This window comes from Pseudomonas sp. S12(2018) (assembly GCF_024355235.1).
Classification (GTDB): Bacteria; Pseudomonadota; Gammaproteobacteria; order Pseudomonadales; family Pseudomonadaceae; genus Aquipseudomonas; species Aquipseudomonas palmensis.
The window spans coordinates 141852-157358 of record NZ_QLAD01000007.1; the positions used below are offsets into that span (position 1 = coordinate 141852).

Consider the following 15507-nt stretch of genomic DNA (forward strand, 5'->3'; position numbering starts at 1 on the left):
TGCGGCGACATGCGTTTGCGAGGTTGCTGCCGTGATCGACCCCGATGGTTTTCGCCCCAATGTCGGGATCATTCTGACCAATGATCTCGGGCAGGTGCTATGGGCTCGACGGATCAACCAGGATGCCTGGCAGTTTCCACAAGGCGGGATCAACCCCGAGGAAACGCCGGAAGACGCCCTGTACCGCGAGCTGAATGAAGAAGTGGGCCTGGAGCGGCAGGATGTTGAAATTCTTGCCTGCACCCGTGGCTGGTTGCGTTATCGTTTACCCCAACGCCTGGTGCGTACCCACAGCCAACCGCTGTGCATCGGCCAGAAACAGAAATGGTTCCTCCTGCGCCTGGTGTCCAACGAGCAGCGGGTGCGGATGGATTTGACCGGTAAACCGGAATTCGATGGGTGGCGCTGGGTCAGCTATTGGTATCCGTTGGGCCAGGTGGTGACATTCAAGCGCGAGGTTTACCGCCGCGCTCTCAAAGAGCTTGCCCCGCGCCTGCTGGCGCGCGACTGACGACGGAGTTCGACCCCGAGCCATGCTCAATACGCTGCGCAAGATCGTCCAGGAAGTTAACTCCGCCAAGGATCTCAAGACGGCGTTGGGGATCATTGTGTTACGCGTCAAAGAAGCCATGGGCAGCCAGGTGTGTTCCGTCTACCTGCTCGACCCGGAGAGCAACCGCTTCGTGCTGATGGCCACCGAGGGCCTGAACAAGCGCTCCATCGGCAAGGTCAGCATGGCCCCCAACGAAGGCCTGGTGGGCCTGGTGGGTACCCGCGAAGAACCGCTGAACCTGGAAAACGCCGCCGATCACCCGCGTTATCGCTACTTTGCCGAAACCGGCGAAGAGCGCTTTGCCTCCTTCCTCGGTGCACCCATCATCCACCACCGCCGCGTGGTGGGCGTGCTGGTCATCCAGCAGAAGGAACGTCGCCAGTTCGACGAGGGCGAAGAAGCCTTCCTGGTCACCATGAGTGCGCAGCTGGCCGGGGTTATCGCCCATGCCGAGGCCACCGGCTCGATTCGCGGCCTGGGGCGCCAGGGCAAGGGTATCCAGGAAGCCAAGTTCGTCGGCGTGCCGGGCTCGCCTGGCGCGGCGGTGGGTACGGCGGTGGTGATGCTGCCGCCGGCCGACCTGGACGTGGTGCCGGACAAGACCGTCACCGACATCGACGCCGAACTCAAACTGTTCAACAACGCCCTCGAAGGCGTGCGCAGCGACATGCGCAACCTCTCGGCCAAGCTCGCTACCCAGCTGCGCCCCGAAGAGCGTGCGCTGTTCGACGTGTACCTGATGATGCTCGAAGACGTCGCCCTGGGCGGCGAGGTGGTGGAGGTCATCAAGACCGGCCAGTGGGCCCAGGGCGCCTTGCGCCAGGTGGTGGGCGAGCACGTCAACCGCTTCGAGCTGATGGACGACGCCTACCTGCGCGAGCGCGCCTCCGATGTCAAAGACCTGGGCCGGCGCCTGCTGGCCTACCTGCAGGAAGCCCGCCAGCTGACCCTGGTGTACCCCGACAACACCATCCTGATCAGCGAAGAGCTGACCCCGGCCATGCTCGGCGAAGTACCCGAAGGCAAGCTGGTGGGGCTGGTGTCGGTTCTCGGCTCGGGCAACTCCCACGTCGCGATCCTGGCGCGTGCCATGGGCATCCCCACGGTGATGGGCCTGGTCGACCTGCCGTATTCGAAGGTCGACGGCATCCAGATGATCGTCGACGGCTACAAGGGCGACGTCTACACCAACCCCAGCGAAGTGCTGCGCAAGCACTACACCGAAGTGGTCGAGGAGGAGCGCCAGCTGGCCCAGGGCCTGGACGCCCTGCGCGAACTGCCGTGCGAGACGCTCGATGGCTACCGCATGCCGCTGTGGGTCAACACCGGGCTGCTGGCCGACGTGGCGCGGGCGCAGCAGCGCGGCGCCGAAGGGGTGGGGCTGTACCGTACCGAAGTGCCGTTCATGATCAACCAGCGCTTCCCCAGCGAAAAGGAGCAGCTGGCGATCTATCGCGAGCAACTGGCGGCCTTCCACCCGTTGCCGGTGACCATGCGCAGCCTGGACATCGGGGGTGACAAGGCGCTGTCGTACTTCCCGATCAAGGAGGACAACCCGTTCCTGGGTTGGCGCGGTATCCGCGTGACGCTGGACCACCCGGAGATTTTCCTGGTGCAGACCCGCGCCATGCTCAAGGCCAGCGAAGGCCTGAACAACCTGCGCATCCTGCTGCCGATGATCTCCGGGATACACGAACTGGAAGAGGCATTGCACCTGATCCACCGCGCCTGGGGCGAGGTGCGCGACGAAGGCACCGACGTGCCGATGCCGCCGGTGGGGGTCATGATCGAGATTCCGGCGGCGGTCTACCAGACCCGCGAGCTGGCGCGCATGGTCGACTTCCTGTCGGTGGGGTCCAACGACCTGACCCAGTACCTGCTGGCGGTCGACCGCAACAACCCGCGGGTGGCCGACCTCTATGACTACCTGCACCCTGCGGTGCTGCAGGCCTTGCAGCACGTGGTGACCGCGGCGCATGCCGAGGGCAAGCCGGTGAGCATCTGTGGCGAGATGGCTGGCGACCCGGCTGCGGCGGTGCTGCTGATGGCCATGGGCTTCGACAGCCTGTCGATGAACGCCACCAACCTGCCGAAAGTGAAATGGATGCTGCGTCAGATCAGCATGAGCAAATCCAGGGAATTGCTGGAGCAGGCGATGGGTATCGATAACCCGCAGGTTATCCACAGCTCGCTGCAACTGGCGCTGAAGAACCTGGGGCTGTCGCGGATGATCAATCCTGGGGCTTCCAAGACCCTGTGAGGCCCTGGGCCGCGTCGCGGCCCTTCGCCGGCAAGGCCGGCTCCTACAGGAGGTCGATGTAGGAGCCGGCCTTGCCGGCGAAAGCGTCAAACCTGCAAGGTGACCTCGCCCAACTGCCCCCCAAACGGCCCGAAGCTGCGCTCCACCATCAACCTGCTGCCATCCGCCTCGACAATCAACACCGTACTCGCCCGCGTCCCGTAGTTCTGGCTGGCAATGAACACGCTCGACAGCAACCGCTCGGTCGCCAGCCCCACACCGGTCTGCGGCAGCTCGGCCTCTTCGGCCTGCTGCTCATCCCCCAGCAACGCCAGCAGCCGCTGTGGTCGCGGGTCCTGCAGCTGGTCTTCGAGCGCAGCCCGCATCTTCAGCAGTTTCGGCCACGGCGTATCCAGCCCGGCATTCGACAAGCCGTACACCCCCTCGGCCAGCAGCACCGGCGCCGCCTCCTGCGCATTCAGGTACCCCAGCTGCCCAGCGTCCCCTACCAGCAGGTTGAATCCCGAATACTGGCTGCTGCGGCTGGCCACATGGTCCAGGTAAGCCTCCACCCCCAGCTCGCCGCGCAGAAACCCCGCCACCAGCTCGCCGCGCGAGCGCGCACCCTGCGCCTGCTGCGGGTCCCGAATATTGGTCAGCGCCGCAAAGCGCCCGCCCGGTCCAACCCCCAGCCAGCTGCCGCCAGCTTCCAGGTCACGTCCGGCATACACCCCCGGCGCATCCTCCCACGCCCCCAGCGCCTGGCTGGGGCGGGCATAGAACTCGTCACGGTTGGCCGCGACGATCAGCGGCCGGGCATGCCCCGGGCGCCATGCAAAAGCAATCAGACACATAGGTTCGCTCCCAGTGTTTTCAGCCACTCTACCCACACTGGCGTTCGCTATCCATCGACTAAACGTGTCTTCACTAGAGCCACAGGCCCACCTTCCGTTACCATGCCGAACTGATTTTGGGGGTCGACAATGGAATTTGTGATCTATCTGGTGCTGGGCGCCTGTGCAGGTGTACTGGCCGGGCTGTTCGGCGTGGGCGGCGGCATCATCATCGTGCCGGTGCTGGTGCTGAGCTTCACCCTGCAGGGCTTCGACGCCTCGGTGCTGACCCACCTGGCAGTCGGCACGTCGCTGGCGACCATTGTCTTCACCTCGGTCAACGCCATCCTCGAGCACCACCGCCGTGGCGCGGTGCAGTGGCCGATCTTCGTGTGGATGACCGTGGGCATCCTGCTCGGCGCCGGGGTCGGGGCCAAGACCGCCTCGCTGATCCAGGGCCCGCACCTGCAGAAGATCATCGGCGTGTTCGCCCTGCTGGTGGCGGTGCAGATGGCCCTGGACCTCAAGCCCAAGGCCAGCCGCGGCGTACCCGGCAAGCTTGGCCTGACCGCCGCCGGCGGCGTGGTGGGCTGGGCCTCGGCGATCTTCGGCATCGGCGGCGGCTCGCTCACCGTGCCCTTCCTGACCTGGCGCAGCCTGCCCATGCAGCAGGCGGTGGCCACGTCCTCGGCCTGTGGTTTTCCGATTGCGGTGGCCAGTGCCCTGAGTTTCATCGTGCTGGGCTGGGACGAGGCGCACCTGCCGCCCAACAGCCTGGGCTTCGTGTATTTGCCGGCGCTGCTCGGGATTGCCCTGACCAGCATGTTCTTTGCCCGTTTCGGTGCGCGCCTGGCGCATAAACTGTCGCCACGCCTGCTCAAGCGGCTGTTCGCCGCACTGCTGTTCTGTGTAGGCCTGAGCTTTTTGCTTTAACGAGAGGAGTCACCATGCTGCCTTACCCGCAGATCGATCCCGTGGCACTGGCCATCGGGCCGCTGAAAATCCACTGGTACGGCCTGATGTACCTGATCGGCATCGGCGGCGCGTGGCTGCTGGCGTCGCGCCGGCTGCACCGCTTCGACCCCACCTGGAGCCGCGAGAAACTCTCCGACCTGGTGTTCTGGCTGTCCATGGGCGTGATCGTCGGCGGGCGCCTGGGCTACGTGCTGTTCTATGACCTGAGCGCGTACCTGGCCAACCCGACGCTGATCTTCGAGGTGTGGAAGGGCGGCATGTCGTTCCATGGCGGCTTCATCGGCGTGATGCTGGCGGCGCTGTGGTTCGGCAAGCGCAACAACAAGTCGTTCTTCGAGCTGATGGACTTCGTTGCGCCGCTGGTGCCAATCGGCCTGGGTGCCGGGCGCATTGGCAACTTCATCAACGCCGAGCTGTGGGGCAAGGCCACCGACGTGCCGTGGGCCATGGTGTTCCCGCCGTTCAGCGACCCGGCGCAATTGCCGCGTCACCCGTCGCAGCTGTACCAGTTCGCCCTGGAAGGTGTGGCACTATTCCTGATTCTGTGGCTGTACTCGCGTAAACCGCGCCCGACCATGGCGGTTTCCGGGATGTTCGCGCTGTTCTACGGCATCTTCCGCTTCATCGTCGAGTTCGTGCGGGTGCCGGATGCGCAGCTGGGTTACCTGGCCTTCGGCTGGCTGACCATGGGGCAGGTGCTGTGCGTGCCGATGATCGTCGCCGGTATCGCGCTGATCTGGCTGGCCTACCGCCGCGCGCCGAGTGCCAAGGGCGCCGCGCTTTAATTTTCCCGGCAGGGGCCTGGCCCCTGCCGGTATCGAGACAGGTAAGACATGAAGCAATATCTAGAGCTGGTGCGTGATGTGATCGAGAACGGCACCCTGCAGGGCAACCGTACCGGCGTGCGCACCATCAGCTTGCCGGGCGCCATGCTGCGTTTCGACCTGCAGAAGGGTTTCCCGGCCATCACCACCCGCCGTCTGGCGTTCAAGTCGGCGATCGGCGAAATGGTGGGCTTTCTGCGTGGCGTGAAGAACGCCGGCGAATTCCGTGAACTGGGCTGCAAGGTCTGGGACCAGAACGCCAACGAGAACGCCCAGTGGCTGGCCAACCCGTTCCGCCAGGGGCATGACGACCTGGGCGAGATCTACGGCGTGCAATGGCGCCAGTGGCCGGCCTACAAGCGCATCCCGCTGAGCAACCCGGCGGCCATCGAGCTGGCGCAGAGCAATGGCTTCGTGAAGATTGCCGAGGCAGAAGAAGAGGGCGAGGCGTTCGTGGTGCTGTACAAGGCCATCGACCAGATTCGCCAGTGCATCGACACCATCCACAACGACCCGGGCAGCCGCCGCATCCTGTTCCATGGCTGGAACTGTGCGCAGCTGGACGAGATGGCGTTGCCGCCGTGCCACCTGCTTTATCAGTTTCACCCGAACGTGGAGACCAAGGAGATTTCCCTGACCCTCTACATCCGCTCCAACGACCTGGGCCTGGGCACGCCGTTCAACCTCACCGAAGGCGCCGCGCTGCTGTCGCTGGTGGGCCGCCTGACCGGCTACACGCCGCGCTGGTTCACCTACTTCATCGGTGATGCGCACGTGTATGAGAACCACCTGGACATGCTCACCGAACAGCTCAAGCGCGAGCCGCTGGCGGCGCCGAAGCTGGTGATCTCCGACCGCGTGCCGGAGTATGCCAAGACGGGTGTGTACGAGCCTGAGTGGCTGGAGAAGATCGAGCCGAGCGACTTCAGCCTGGAAGGCTACGAGCACCATGCGCCGATGACGGCGCCGATGGCGGTCTAAGCGCGCCATACCGCTTCGCCAGCAAGGCTGGCTCCTACAAGGATCACCGCAATCCCCTGTAGGAGCCAGCCTTGCTGGCGAAAGGGCTCTCAGTCAGTGCCCATGGCTGCGCCCCACATGCGAATGCTCCGCCTCCGGGGCTGTCACCGCACCGTTCACCTCCAGATGCTGCAGGATCGAGCACTGCGTTTCCTGCGCCCGGCAATGCTGGCGCAACTCCAGCAACTGCCCCTGCAATGCCACCAACCCGTCGATGCGCGCCTTCACGTGCTGGATATGCTCGTCGATCAGCGCATTCACGCTTTCGCACTGGTCCTCCGGGCTGTCGCGCAGGCGCAGCAAGCTGCGGATCTCTTCCAGGGTCATGTCCAACGTGCGGCAGTTGCGGATGAAGGTCAGCCGCTCCACGTGCGCCTGGGTATACAGCCGGTAGTTGCCCTCGCTGCGCGCAGGCTCTGGCAAGAGGCTTTCACGCTCGTAGTAGCGAATGGTTTCCACCGGGCAGTCGGTGGCCCTGGCCAGCTCTCCGATCTTCATCTGCAAAATACCTCGGTTGGTTGCTTGACCCTATAGTGGCTACAGGGTGTTCACTTGGCAACAGGACCTTTAGGGATGAACCACATGAACCAGCCTGTCAGCCCCGACCACGTCGGCCACGCGCACGATCACAAGCATGAACATAGCCACGATCATGCCCACGACCACGCGGACCACGACCACGCCAGCCCCGCGCCTGCCGCGCCTGCCCACGGCAGCTGCTGCTCCGGCGCCGCCGCACCGGCCCTGGTGCAGCTGCGTGAAACCACCAGCAGCGATGCGCGGCTGAGCCGCTTCCGGATCGAGGCCATGGACTGCCCGACCGAGCAGACCCTGATCCAGAACAAGCTGGGCAAGCTCGACGGCGTCGAGCAGCTGGAATTCAACCTGATCAACCGTATCCTCGGCGTCACGCATACCCACCCCGACACCCGCGGCATCGAGCAGGCGATCACCTCGCTGGGCATGCACGCCGAACCGCTCGACGATGCGGGCGAGGCCGGCAGCGACGCAGTGGCTGCGCCGAAGAAAGCCTGGTGGCCGCTGGCGCTGTCCGGTGTCGCCGCACTCGCCGCCGAGATCGTCCACTTCACCAATGCCGCCCCGGAATGGGCCGTGGCCCTGCTGGCGCTGGCGGCCATCCTCGGCTGCGGCCTGGGCACCTACAAGAAGGGCTGGATTGCCCTGAAGAACCGCAACCTGAACATCAACGCACTGATGAGCATCGCCGTGACCGGCGCCGTGCTGATCGGCCAGTGGCCGGAAGCGGCCATGGTGATGGTGCTGTTCACCCTGGCCGAACTGATCGAGGCGCGCTCGCTGGACCGTGCACGCAACGCCATCGGCGGCCTGATGCAACTGGCCCCGGACCTGGCCACCGTGCGCCAGGCCGACGGCCAATGGCAGGAGGTCGACGTGCGCCAGGTGGCCCTTGGCGCCACCGTGCGCGTGCGCCCAGGCGAACGTATCGGCCTGGACGGCGAAGTGCTGCAAGGCCAGTCCAGCATCGACCAGGCGCCGATCACCGGCGAAAGCCTGCCGGTGGAGAAGGGCCCCGGCGACAAGGTGTTCGCCGGCACCATCAACCAGTCCGGTGCGCTGGAGTACCGCGTGACCGCCGCCGCCGGCCAGTCGACCCTGGCCCGCATCATCAAGGCCGTGGAGCAAGCCCAGGGCGCCCGCGCCCCGACCCAGCGCTTCGTCGACCAGTTCTCGCGCATCTACACCCCGGTGGTGTTCGTGCTGGCACTGGCGGTGGCCGTGGTGGCACCGCTGTTCTTCGGCGGCCTGTGGTTCGACTGGATCTACCGTGCGCTGGTGCTGCTGGTGGTGGCGTGCCCGTGCGCGCTGGTGATCTCGACCCCGGTGACCATCGTCAGCGGCCTGGCCGCCGCAGCGCGCAAGGGCATCCTGATCAAGGGCGGCGTGTACCTGGAGGGCGGGCGCAAGCTCAGCTTCCTGGCGCTGGACAAGACCGGCACCATCACCCACGGCAAACCGGTGCAAACCGACTACCGCGTGCTCGATGCGCGCTTCGAAGGCCGCGCCCAGCACATCGCCGCGAGCCTGGGCGCTCGTTCCGATCACCCGGTGTCGATGGCCATCGCACAGCAATACGCCGATCAGCCGCTGGCCGAGGTCAGCGAGTTTCAGGCCCTGATGGGCCGTGGCGTGGGCGGCAGGATCGACGGCGTGCTGTACCACCTGGGCAACCATCGCCTGGTCGAGGAACTGGGCCTGTGCTCGCCCGAACTGGAAGCCCAGCTCGATGAGCTGGAGCGCCAGGGCAAGACCGTGGTGCTGCTGCTCGACGCCTCCGGCCCGCTGGCGCTGTTCGCCGTGGCCGATACGGTCAAGGAAAGCAGCCGCGAGGCGATTGCGCAGTTGCATGCACTGGGTATCAAGACCGTCATGCTCACCGGCGACAATCCGCACACCGCCGAGGCCATCGCCGCGCAGGTGGGCATCGATGAGGCTCGCGGCAACCTGCTGCCGGCCGATAAGCTCAAGGCCATCGAAGACCTGTACGCCCAGGGCCATCGGGTCGGCATGGTCGGCGACGGCATCAACGATGCCCCGGCGCTGGCGCGGGCCGAGATCGGGTTTGCCATGGCGGCGGCCGGTACCGACACCGCCATCGAAACCGCAGACGTGGCACTGATGGATGACGACTTGCGCAAAATCCCGGCGTTCGTCAGGCTCTCGCGGCAAAGCGCGGCGATCCTTGTGCAGAACATCGTTCTGGCCCTGGGCATCAAGGCGATCTTCCTGGCGATCACCTTCACCGGCATGGCGACCTTGTGGATGGCGGTGTTCGCCGACATGGGCGTGAGCTTGCTGGTGGTATTCAACGGCTTGCGCCTGCTCAGAAAGTAAGAGGCGGTATGTTGAGTTCCGAGTTGAAGGCGTTCTACATGGTGGCCCGCCTGGGCAGCATTACCCTGGCGGCGAAGAAACTCGGGCTCAGCCAGCCAACGGTGACCACGCAGATCCGCAACCTGGAGGCCCAGTACGGGGTCGAGCTGTTCTTTCGTGGCGGTCGCCGCCTGACCCTGAGCGACGACGGCACGCGGCTGATGCCGATGGTCAAGGCGCTGATGCAGCAGGAGTCGGATATCGAGTTCTTCCTGCGCAACAGCGGCCAGGGGCAGGGCGGCCTGCGCATTGCGGCCACCGCGCCGTACTACATTCTCGACCTGGTGAAGATCTTCCGCGAGCGCCTGCCGCAGGTGGAGCTGTCGGTGGAGATCGGCAACTCGCAGCAGGTGCTGGAGTGGCTGGAGGATTACCGCGTGGACATGGCCGCCTCGTCACAGCTGGTGGAGGATGCGCGGCTGGTGCGGCGGGTGCTGGGCGTCGACCCGCTGGTGGTGGCAGTGCACCGCAACCACCCCCTGGCCTCGCGTGAGGCGGTGCCGCTGAGTGCGCTGGGCGGGCACTGCCTGCTGATGCGCGAACAGGGCTCGACCACGCGCCGGCTCACCGAGCAGATGCTCGACGAGGCGGGGGTGAAGGTGGGCTCGCTGCTGGAGATCGGTAGCCGCGAATCGATCCGCGAGGCGGTGCTGCGCAACATCGGCATCAGCATCATCGCCCGCCACGAGGTGCCGCATAACCCGGAGCTGAAGGTGCTGGCGCTGGAGGGTGCGCCGGTGATGCATGAGTACCTGTACTGCCTCAAGGAACGGCGCCAGGCGCGGTTGCCTGCTGCCTTTCTCGGCTTGGCCCAGGAAGTATCGGCGTCTGGTCCATAGCCATCGCGGGTCAAGCCCGCTCCCACAAGATCGTTGTGGGAGCGGGCTTGACCCGCGATGGGCTGCGCAGCAGCCCTACAAAATCTGCCTATACCACTATCACCCGCTTTTGCCCCACCGCCACAGAACCTTCGCATTGCCCGCCTAGCATGGCCCTCACTCGTTCAGTGAGGTCCCGGCATGAACAACGCACTCGCAACCCCCGGCGCACAGATGAAAGTGCGCGGCATCCACAAACGCTTCGGCGCCTTCACCGCGCTGCACGACGTGTCCCTGGACATCGCCGCCGGTGAACTGGTGTGCCTGCTCGGCCCCTCCGGCTGCGGCAAGACCACCCTGCTGCGCTGCATCGCCGGGCTCGAACGCCAGGACCGCGGCACCCTCTACATCGGTGACCGCGACATTTCCGAGCTGCCGCCCCAGGCCCGCGACTACGGCATTCTGTTCCAGTCCTACGCGCTGTTCCCCAACCTCACCGTCGAAGCCAACATCGCCTACGGCCTGACCGCCAGCAGCCGCGACGAATCCCGTCAGCGCGTGGCCGACATGCTCGACCTGGTCGGCCTGCGCGGCAGCGAGAAGAAGTACCCCGGCCAGCTCTCCGGCGGCCAGCAACAACGTGTGGCCCTGGCCCGCGCACTCGCTCCGGCACCCTCCTTGCTGCTGCTCGACGAACCTATGTCGGCCCTCGATGCCCGCGTGCGCGACCACCTGTGCAGCGAGCTGCGTCAGCTGCAACGCCAGCTTGGCATCACCACCCTGATGGTCACCCACAACCAGGACGAGGCCATGCTCATGGCCGACCGCATCGCGGTGATGAACAACGGCCAGGTCGAGCAGTACGACACCCCGCAGGCCATCTACGACAAGCCGGCCACGCCGTTCGTGGCCGAGTTCGTCGGCCAGGGCAACTGGCTGCCATTCCAGCAGCGCAGCGACAGCCATGCCCAGGTGGGTGACATGAACCTGCGCCTGGCCCCCGGTGCGGGCGCGGCCAACAGTGGCCGGTTGTTCTGCCGCCCCGAGGCGATCAGCGTCAACCCGCCGGTGCATGAAGAAAACCTGTTCCCGGCCCGCGTGCGGGAAATCACCTTTCTCGGCAATCGCTGCCGCATGAGTTTCGAGTTCAACCAACTGCCCGGCCACGCACTCACCGCCGAGGTGGCGCCCGAGTCGATGCCGCGCCTGGGCTCGCAGGATATCTGGGTGGCCTTGCCGCCGCGCAGCCTGCAGGTGTTTGCCTGACATGGGCGCGCCGATGAGCCTGCCGATCGCACCTGCGAAGGCCAAGACCACCGGCGGCGTCGCGCTGGGGGATCGCCTGTTCGTGACCGGCGGCAAATGGCTGTTGCTGGTGCTGCTGACCGTCGCGGTGCTGCTGCCGTTGCTGGCGATCTTCTGGCGCGGCTTCAGCAGCGATGCCGGGCAGGGGGGCGGGCTGGTCGCGGCCCGCGAACTGTTCGCCAGCGCCAACTTCCACTGGCTGCTGGGCAACAGCCTCACCGTCGCGCTGAGCGTGGCGGCCATCGTGGTGCCCACCGCCTACCTGTTCGCCTATGCGCTGCAACGCACGCTGATTCCGGGCAAGCGCATATGGCGCGGGATCTCGCTGCTGCCGCTGCTGGCGCCTTCGATGCTGCCGGCCATCGCGCTGGTGTACCTGTTCGGTAACCAGGGCCTGCTGCGCGGGCTGCTCAGCGACAATATCTATGGCTTCTGGGGCATCGTGCTGGGCGAGGCCATCTACACCTTCCCGCATGCGCTGATGATCCTGCTCTCGGCACTGTCGCTGGCCGATGCACGGTTGTTCGATGCGGCCTCCAGCATGGGCGCCGGGCCACGCCGCGCGTTCACCAGCATCACCTGGCCGGCCACACGCCAGGCCGTGTTCGCCGCGTTCTGCCTGGTGTTCACCCTCACCATCACCGACTTCGGCGTGCCGGTAGTAGTGGGTGGCGACTACCAGGTGCTGGCGCTGGAAGCCTACAAGGCGGTGGTGGGCCAGCAGCAGTTCGGCCGTGGTGCACTGATCGGCATGGTGCTGCTGGTGCCGGCGCTGCTCAGCTTTGCGGTGGATGCCTGGCTGCGCCGGCGCCAGGGCGATGCCATGAGCGGTCGCGCCCAGGTGTTCGAGCCGGCCCCCAGCCGCCGGCGTGATGCGTGCTTCCTGGCCATCGTGCTGCTGGTGTGCGCCATTCTGCTGCTGGTGGTGGGCATGGCGGTGTACTCCTCGCTGGTCAAGTTCTGGCCCTACAACCTGTCGCTGTCGCTCAAGCACTACCAGTTCGACGACACCGCCGGCGGCGGCTGGCTGGCCTACCGCAACAGCATCACCATGGCGCTGGGCACCGCCCTGATCGGCAGCGCGGTGATCTTCAGCGGCGCCTACCTGATGGAGAAGACCAGAGGCCGTCTCAACCTGCTGCTGCGCCTGCTCAGCTTCGTGCCGATGGCCGTGCCGGGGTTGGTGCTGGGGCTGGGCTACGTGTTCTTCTTCAACCTGCCGGGCAACCCGCTGCATGTGTTCTACGGCAGCATGACGCTGCTGGTGGTGTGCACCATCGCGCACTACCTGACCACCGCGCAGATGACCGCCACCACTGCACTGCGCCAGCTCGACAGCGAGTTCGAGGCCGCCGCGCTGTCGCTCAAGGCCCCGCTGTACCGCCACTTTGCGCGGGTTACCGTGCCGATCTGCCTGCCAGCGCTGCTGGACATCATCCGCTACCTGTTCGTCTCGGCGATGACCACCGTGTCGGCGGCCATCTTCCTCTACAGCCCCGACACCATCCTGGCCGCGGTGGCGGTACTGAACATGGACGATGCCGGCAACGTCGGCGGTGCCGCCGCCATGTCCACCCTGATCCTGCTGACCAGCGCCGGCGTGTCACTGCTGCTGGCGTGGGCCTCGCGTGGCCTGCTCAAACGCTCCCAGGCCTGGCGCCAGCGCGCGCCGGGCCACTGATTGCTCTTCCAACCCTGTACTGCTCAAAGGAACCGCACCATGTTCAAGCCACTTGCTCTTGCCGCTGCCGTGCTCGCTGCCGTGACCGTGCAGGCCCAGGCCGCCGACACCCAGCTCACCGTGTACACCGCGCTGGAGGCCGAACAGCTCAAGACCTACAAGCAGGCCTTCGAGAAGGCCAACCCGGATATCGAGATCAAGTGGGTGCGTGACTCCACCGGCATCATCACCGCCAAGCTGCTGGCCGAGAAGGATCGCCCGCAGGCCGACGCGGTGTGGGGCCTGGCGGCGTCGAGCCTGGCGATCCTCGACCAGCAGGGCATGCTGCAGACCTATGCCCCCAAGGACCTGGACAAGATCGGCGCCAACTACCGCGATGCGGCCAACCCGCCGGCGTGGGTGGGCATGGACGTGTGGGCGGCGACCATCTGCTTCAACACCATCGAGGCCGAGAAGCAGGGGCTGAGCAAGCCGGTGAGCTGGCAGGACCTGACCAAGCCCGAGTACAAGGGCAAGATCGTGATGCCCAACCCGGCGTCGTCCGGCACCGGTTTTCTGGATGTGAGCGCATGGCTGCAGACCTTCGGCGAGAAGCAGGGCTGGCAGTACATGGACGAGCTGCACCAGAACATCGGCCAGTACGTTCACTCCGGTTCCAAGCCGTGCAAGCTGGCGGCGGCGGGAGAGTTCCCGATCGGCATCTCGTTCGAGTACCCGGCGGTGCAGCTCAAGCGCCAGGGCGCGCCGCTGGATATCGTGTTGCCCAAGGAAGGCCTGGGCTGGGAGATCGAGGCCACTGCGCTGATCAAGGGCAGTCAGCATGAAGCCGCGGCCAAGCGCCTGGCCGACTTCTCGGCGAGCCCGGCGGCGATGGAGCTGTACAAGGAGAACTTCGCGGTGCTGGCGCAGCCAGGCATTGCCAAGCCGCAGACCGAGTTGCCGGCCGATTACGAGCAGCGTCTGATCAAGAACGACTTCGGCTGGGCATCGAAGAACCGCGACAGCATCCTGGCCGAGTGGCGCAAGCGCTATGACGGCAAGTCGGAGAAGGTGGCGCAGCAGTAAATCCGCTTCGCATTCATCGCGGGTCAAGCCCGCTCCCACAGGGATCATCGCCGTCCTTGTGGGAGCGGGCTTGACCCGCGATGGCCCGCACCACAATCCTGAAGGGAACCCCCATGTCAGATTTTCTCATCGTCGGCGCCGGCATCCTCGGTCTGTCCCACGCCTACGCCGCAGCCCGGCGCGGCATGCGGGTCAAGGTGTTCGAACGCAGCGCCACCCCGCTGGGCGCCTCCATTCGCAACTTCGGCCAGGCCCTGGTCAGCGGCCAGCCACCCGGCCAGATGCTCGAACTAGCCAAGGCCAGCCGCGGCATCTGGGCCCACTGGGCCGAGCACGCCGGCTTTGCGCTCAAGCGCAACGGCTCGCTGCTGCTGGCCCGCACCGCGCTGGAGCAAGACCTGCTCGAAGCCTTCTGCAACGGGCGTGCACTCGAGCACGGCTACCCGGTCGAACTGCTGCAGGGCGCCGCGCTCGATGCGCTGTATGACGGCCAGTTCCGCCATCATCGCGCCGCCCTGCGTGGGCTGGACGATCAGCAGGTGTACTCGCGCGAGGCCATACCTGCGCTGGTCAACTACCTGCGCGAGCAACTGGGCGTCGAGTTCCACTTTTCCACGCTGGTGCGCGAGGTGGAGCCGGGGTTTCTGACCACCACCGCCGGTCGCTTCAGCGGCGAGCACATCGTGGTGTGCAGCGGGCACGACTACCAGACGCTGCTCGCCGAGCCGATGGCGCAGTTGCAGCCGCAGGTATGTCGCCTGCAGATGCTGCGCGCCCGGCCATGCTTCGGCCTGGACCTGCAGCATTCGCTGCTGACCGGGTTGAGCTGCCTGCATTACGGGGCGTATGCCGACCTGCCGCAGGCGCAGGCCCTGCGCGCCGAGGTGCAGGCCGGCAGCCCGCACCTGCTGGAAAACGGCATTCACCTGTTGATCAGCCCGACGCCCCATGGCGAGCTGATCATCGGCGATTCGCATGCCTATGGCAGCGATGCATCGCCGTTCAATGCCGAGCAGGTGGACAACTGGATGATCGAGCTGGCCGAGCAGACGCTGGGTGGGCGCATCGAGGTGCTGGAGCGCTGGCAGGGGGTGTACGGCTCGGGTGGGCCGGGGCCGTTTTCGCTGCTGGCGGTAGCGCCGGGGGTGAGTGCGGCGCTGATGCACAGCGGGGTGGGGATGAGCGTGGGGCCGGCGTTGGCGGAGGGGCATATTGCACGTCTGATCTAAGACCGCCATCGCGGGTCAAGCCCGCTCCCACAGGGATCGCACACTCTCTGTG

13 protein-coding genes are annotated in these 15507 nt (G+C 66.0%); 11 read left to right on the forward strand and 2 right to left on the reverse strand.

Going from position 1 to position 15507, the window contains the following annotated elements; all coding sequences use genetic code 11:
• Positions 1-31: 31 nt before the first annotated feature.
• Both DN388_RS17790 and ptsP read left to right on the forward strand, forming a co-directional pair.
• Positions 32-511, forward strand: a complete 480-nt coding sequence (locus DN388_RS17790; RefSeq protein WP_043863449.1) for an RNA pyrophosphohydrolase — start codon at positions 32-34, stop codon at positions 509-511.
• 22 nt (positions 512-533) lie between these two features.
• Entirely contained in the window at positions 534-2813 is a 2280-nt protein-coding gene (gene ptsP, locus DN388_RS17795; RefSeq protein WP_043863450.1) for a phosphoenolpyruvate--protein phosphotransferase, read from the forward strand.
• Between the two features lie 86 nt (positions 2814-2899).
• On the opposite strand, the gene DN388_RS17800 is transcribed toward ptsP, so the two are convergent.
• Positions 2900-3646, reverse strand: a complete 747-nt coding sequence (locus DN388_RS17800; RefSeq protein WP_116052393.1) for an NRDE family protein — start codon at positions 3644-3646, stop codon at positions 2900-2902.
• A gap of 129 nt (positions 3647-3775) precedes the next feature.
• On the opposite strand from DN388_RS17800, the gene DN388_RS17805 reads away from it, so the two are divergent.
• Genes DN388_RS17805 through DN388_RS17815 form a run of 3 tightly spaced genes read left to right on the forward strand, consistent with a single transcriptional unit; the run spans position 3776 to position 6405 of the window.
• A complete protein-coding gene (locus tag DN388_RS17805; RefSeq protein WP_043863452.1) occupies positions 3776-4558 on the forward strand; it encodes a sulfite exporter TauE/SafE family protein in 783 nt (260 codons plus the stop codon).
• 14 nt (positions 4559-4572) lie between these two features.
• Positions 4573-5385, forward strand: a complete 813-nt coding sequence (lgt, locus tag DN388_RS17810; RefSeq protein ID WP_088514634.1) for a prolipoprotein diacylglyceryl transferase — start codon at positions 4573-4575, stop codon at positions 5383-5385.
• A gap of 48 nt (positions 5386-5433) precedes the next feature.
• Positions 5434-6405 carry a thymidylate synthase gene (locus tag DN388_RS17815; RefSeq protein ID WP_043863454.1) on the forward strand — a complete coding sequence of 324 codons (972 nt, stop codon included), beginning with the start codon at positions 5434-5436 and terminating at the stop codon, positions 6403-6405.
• Positions 6406-6498: 93 nt separating this feature from the next.
• On the opposite strand, the gene cadR is transcribed toward DN388_RS17815, so the two are convergent.
• Positions 6499-6942 carry a Cd(II)/Pb(II)-responsive transcriptional regulator gene (gene cadR, locus DN388_RS17820; protein ID WP_043863455.1) on the reverse strand — a complete coding sequence of 148 codons (444 nt, stop codon included), beginning with the start codon at positions 6940-6942 and terminating at the stop codon, positions 6499-6501.
• Between the two features lie 84 nt (positions 6943-7026).
• On the opposite strand from cadR, the gene DN388_RS17825 reads away from it, so the two are divergent.
• The 6 genes from DN388_RS17825 to DN388_RS17850 all read left to right on the forward strand — a co-directional run bounded on the left by DN388_RS17825 (position 7027) and on the right by DN388_RS17850 (position 15455).
• Positions 7027-9318 (forward strand): heavy metal translocating P-type ATPase, encoded by a 2292-nt coding sequence (locus DN388_RS17825; RefSeq protein ID WP_255001426.1) that lies wholly within the window; start codon positions 7027-7029, stop codon positions 9316-9318.
• A gap of 8 nt (positions 9319-9326) precedes the next feature.
• Complete coding sequence (locus DN388_RS17830; protein ID WP_043863456.1) at positions 9327-10196, forward strand: LysR family transcriptional regulator; 870 nt, start codon at positions 9327-9329, stop codon at positions 10194-10196.
• Between the two features lie 180 nt (positions 10197-10376).
• Positions 10377-11441, forward strand: a complete 1065-nt coding sequence (locus tag DN388_RS17835; protein ID WP_058541770.1) for a putative 2-aminoethylphosphonate ABC transporter ATP-binding protein — start codon at positions 10377-10379, stop codon at positions 11439-11441.
• A 1-nt stretch (position 11442) separates the two neighbouring features.
• Positions 11443-13161, forward strand: a complete 1719-nt coding sequence (locus DN388_RS17840) for a putative 2-aminoethylphosphonate ABC transporter permease subunit (protein ID WP_043863458.1) — start codon at positions 11443-11445, stop codon at positions 13159-13161.
• A gap of 39 nt (positions 13162-13200) precedes the next feature.
• The gene (locus tag DN388_RS17845; RefSeq protein ID WP_054915526.1) at positions 13201-14226 is read left to right on the forward strand and encodes a putative 2-aminoethylphosphonate ABC transporter substrate-binding protein; all 1026 of its coding nucleotides are present in this window, start codon (positions 13201-13203) and stop codon (positions 14224-14226) included.
• Between the two features lie 113 nt (positions 14227-14339).
• The gene (locus DN388_RS17850) at positions 14340-15455 is read left to right on the forward strand and encodes a TIGR03364 family FAD-dependent oxidoreductase (protein ID WP_104572824.1); all 1116 of its coding nucleotides are present in this window, start codon (positions 14340-14342) and stop codon (positions 15453-15455) included.
• Positions 15456-15507 lie beyond the last annotated feature (52 nt).

Excerpts from the sequence above, each read along its gene's own strand:
- ptsP (WP_043863450.1), top strand. The coding sequence starts at position 534 with ATGCTCAATACGCTGCGCAAGATCGTCCAGGAAGTTAACTCCGCCAAG.
- DN388_RS17800 (WP_116052393.1), bottom strand. The coding sequence starts at position 3,646 with ATGTGTCTGATTGCTTTTGCATGGCGCCCGGGGCATGCCCGGCCGCTG.
- DN388_RS17805 (WP_043863452.1), top strand. The coding sequence starts at position 3,776 with ATGGAATTTGTGATCTATCTGGTGCTGGGCGCCTGTGCAGGTGTACTG.
- lgt (WP_088514634.1), top strand. The coding sequence starts at position 4,573 with ATGCTGCCTTACCCGCAGATCGATCCCGTGGCACTGGCCATCGGGCCG.
- DN388_RS17815 (WP_043863454.1), top strand. The coding sequence starts at position 5,434 with ATGAAGCAATATCTAGAGCTGGTGCGTGATGTGATCGAGAACGGCACC.
- cadR (WP_043863455.1), bottom strand. The coding sequence starts at position 6,942 with ATGAAGATCGGAGAGCTGGCCAGGGCCACCGACTGCCCGGTGGAAACC.
- DN388_RS17825 (WP_255001426.1), top strand. The coding sequence starts at position 7,027 with ATGAACCAGCCTGTCAGCCCCGACCACGTCGGCCACGCGCACGATCAC.
- DN388_RS17830 (WP_043863456.1), top strand. The coding sequence starts at position 9,327 with ATGTTGAGTTCCGAGTTGAAGGCGTTCTACATGGTGGCCCGCCTGGGC.
- DN388_RS17835 (WP_058541770.1), top strand. The coding sequence starts at position 10,377 with ATGAACAACGCACTCGCAACCCCCGGCGCACAGATGAAAGTGCGCGGC.
- DN388_RS17840 (WP_043863458.1), top strand. The coding sequence starts at position 11,443 with ATGGGCGCGCCGATGAGCCTGCCGATCGCACCTGCGAAGGCCAAGACC.
- DN388_RS17845 (WP_054915526.1), top strand. The coding sequence starts at position 13,201 with ATGTTCAAGCCACTTGCTCTTGCCGCTGCCGTGCTCGCTGCCGTGACC.
- DN388_RS17850 (WP_104572824.1), top strand. The coding sequence starts at position 14,340 with ATGTCAGATTTTCTCATCGTCGGCGCCGGCATCCTCGGTCTGTCCCAC.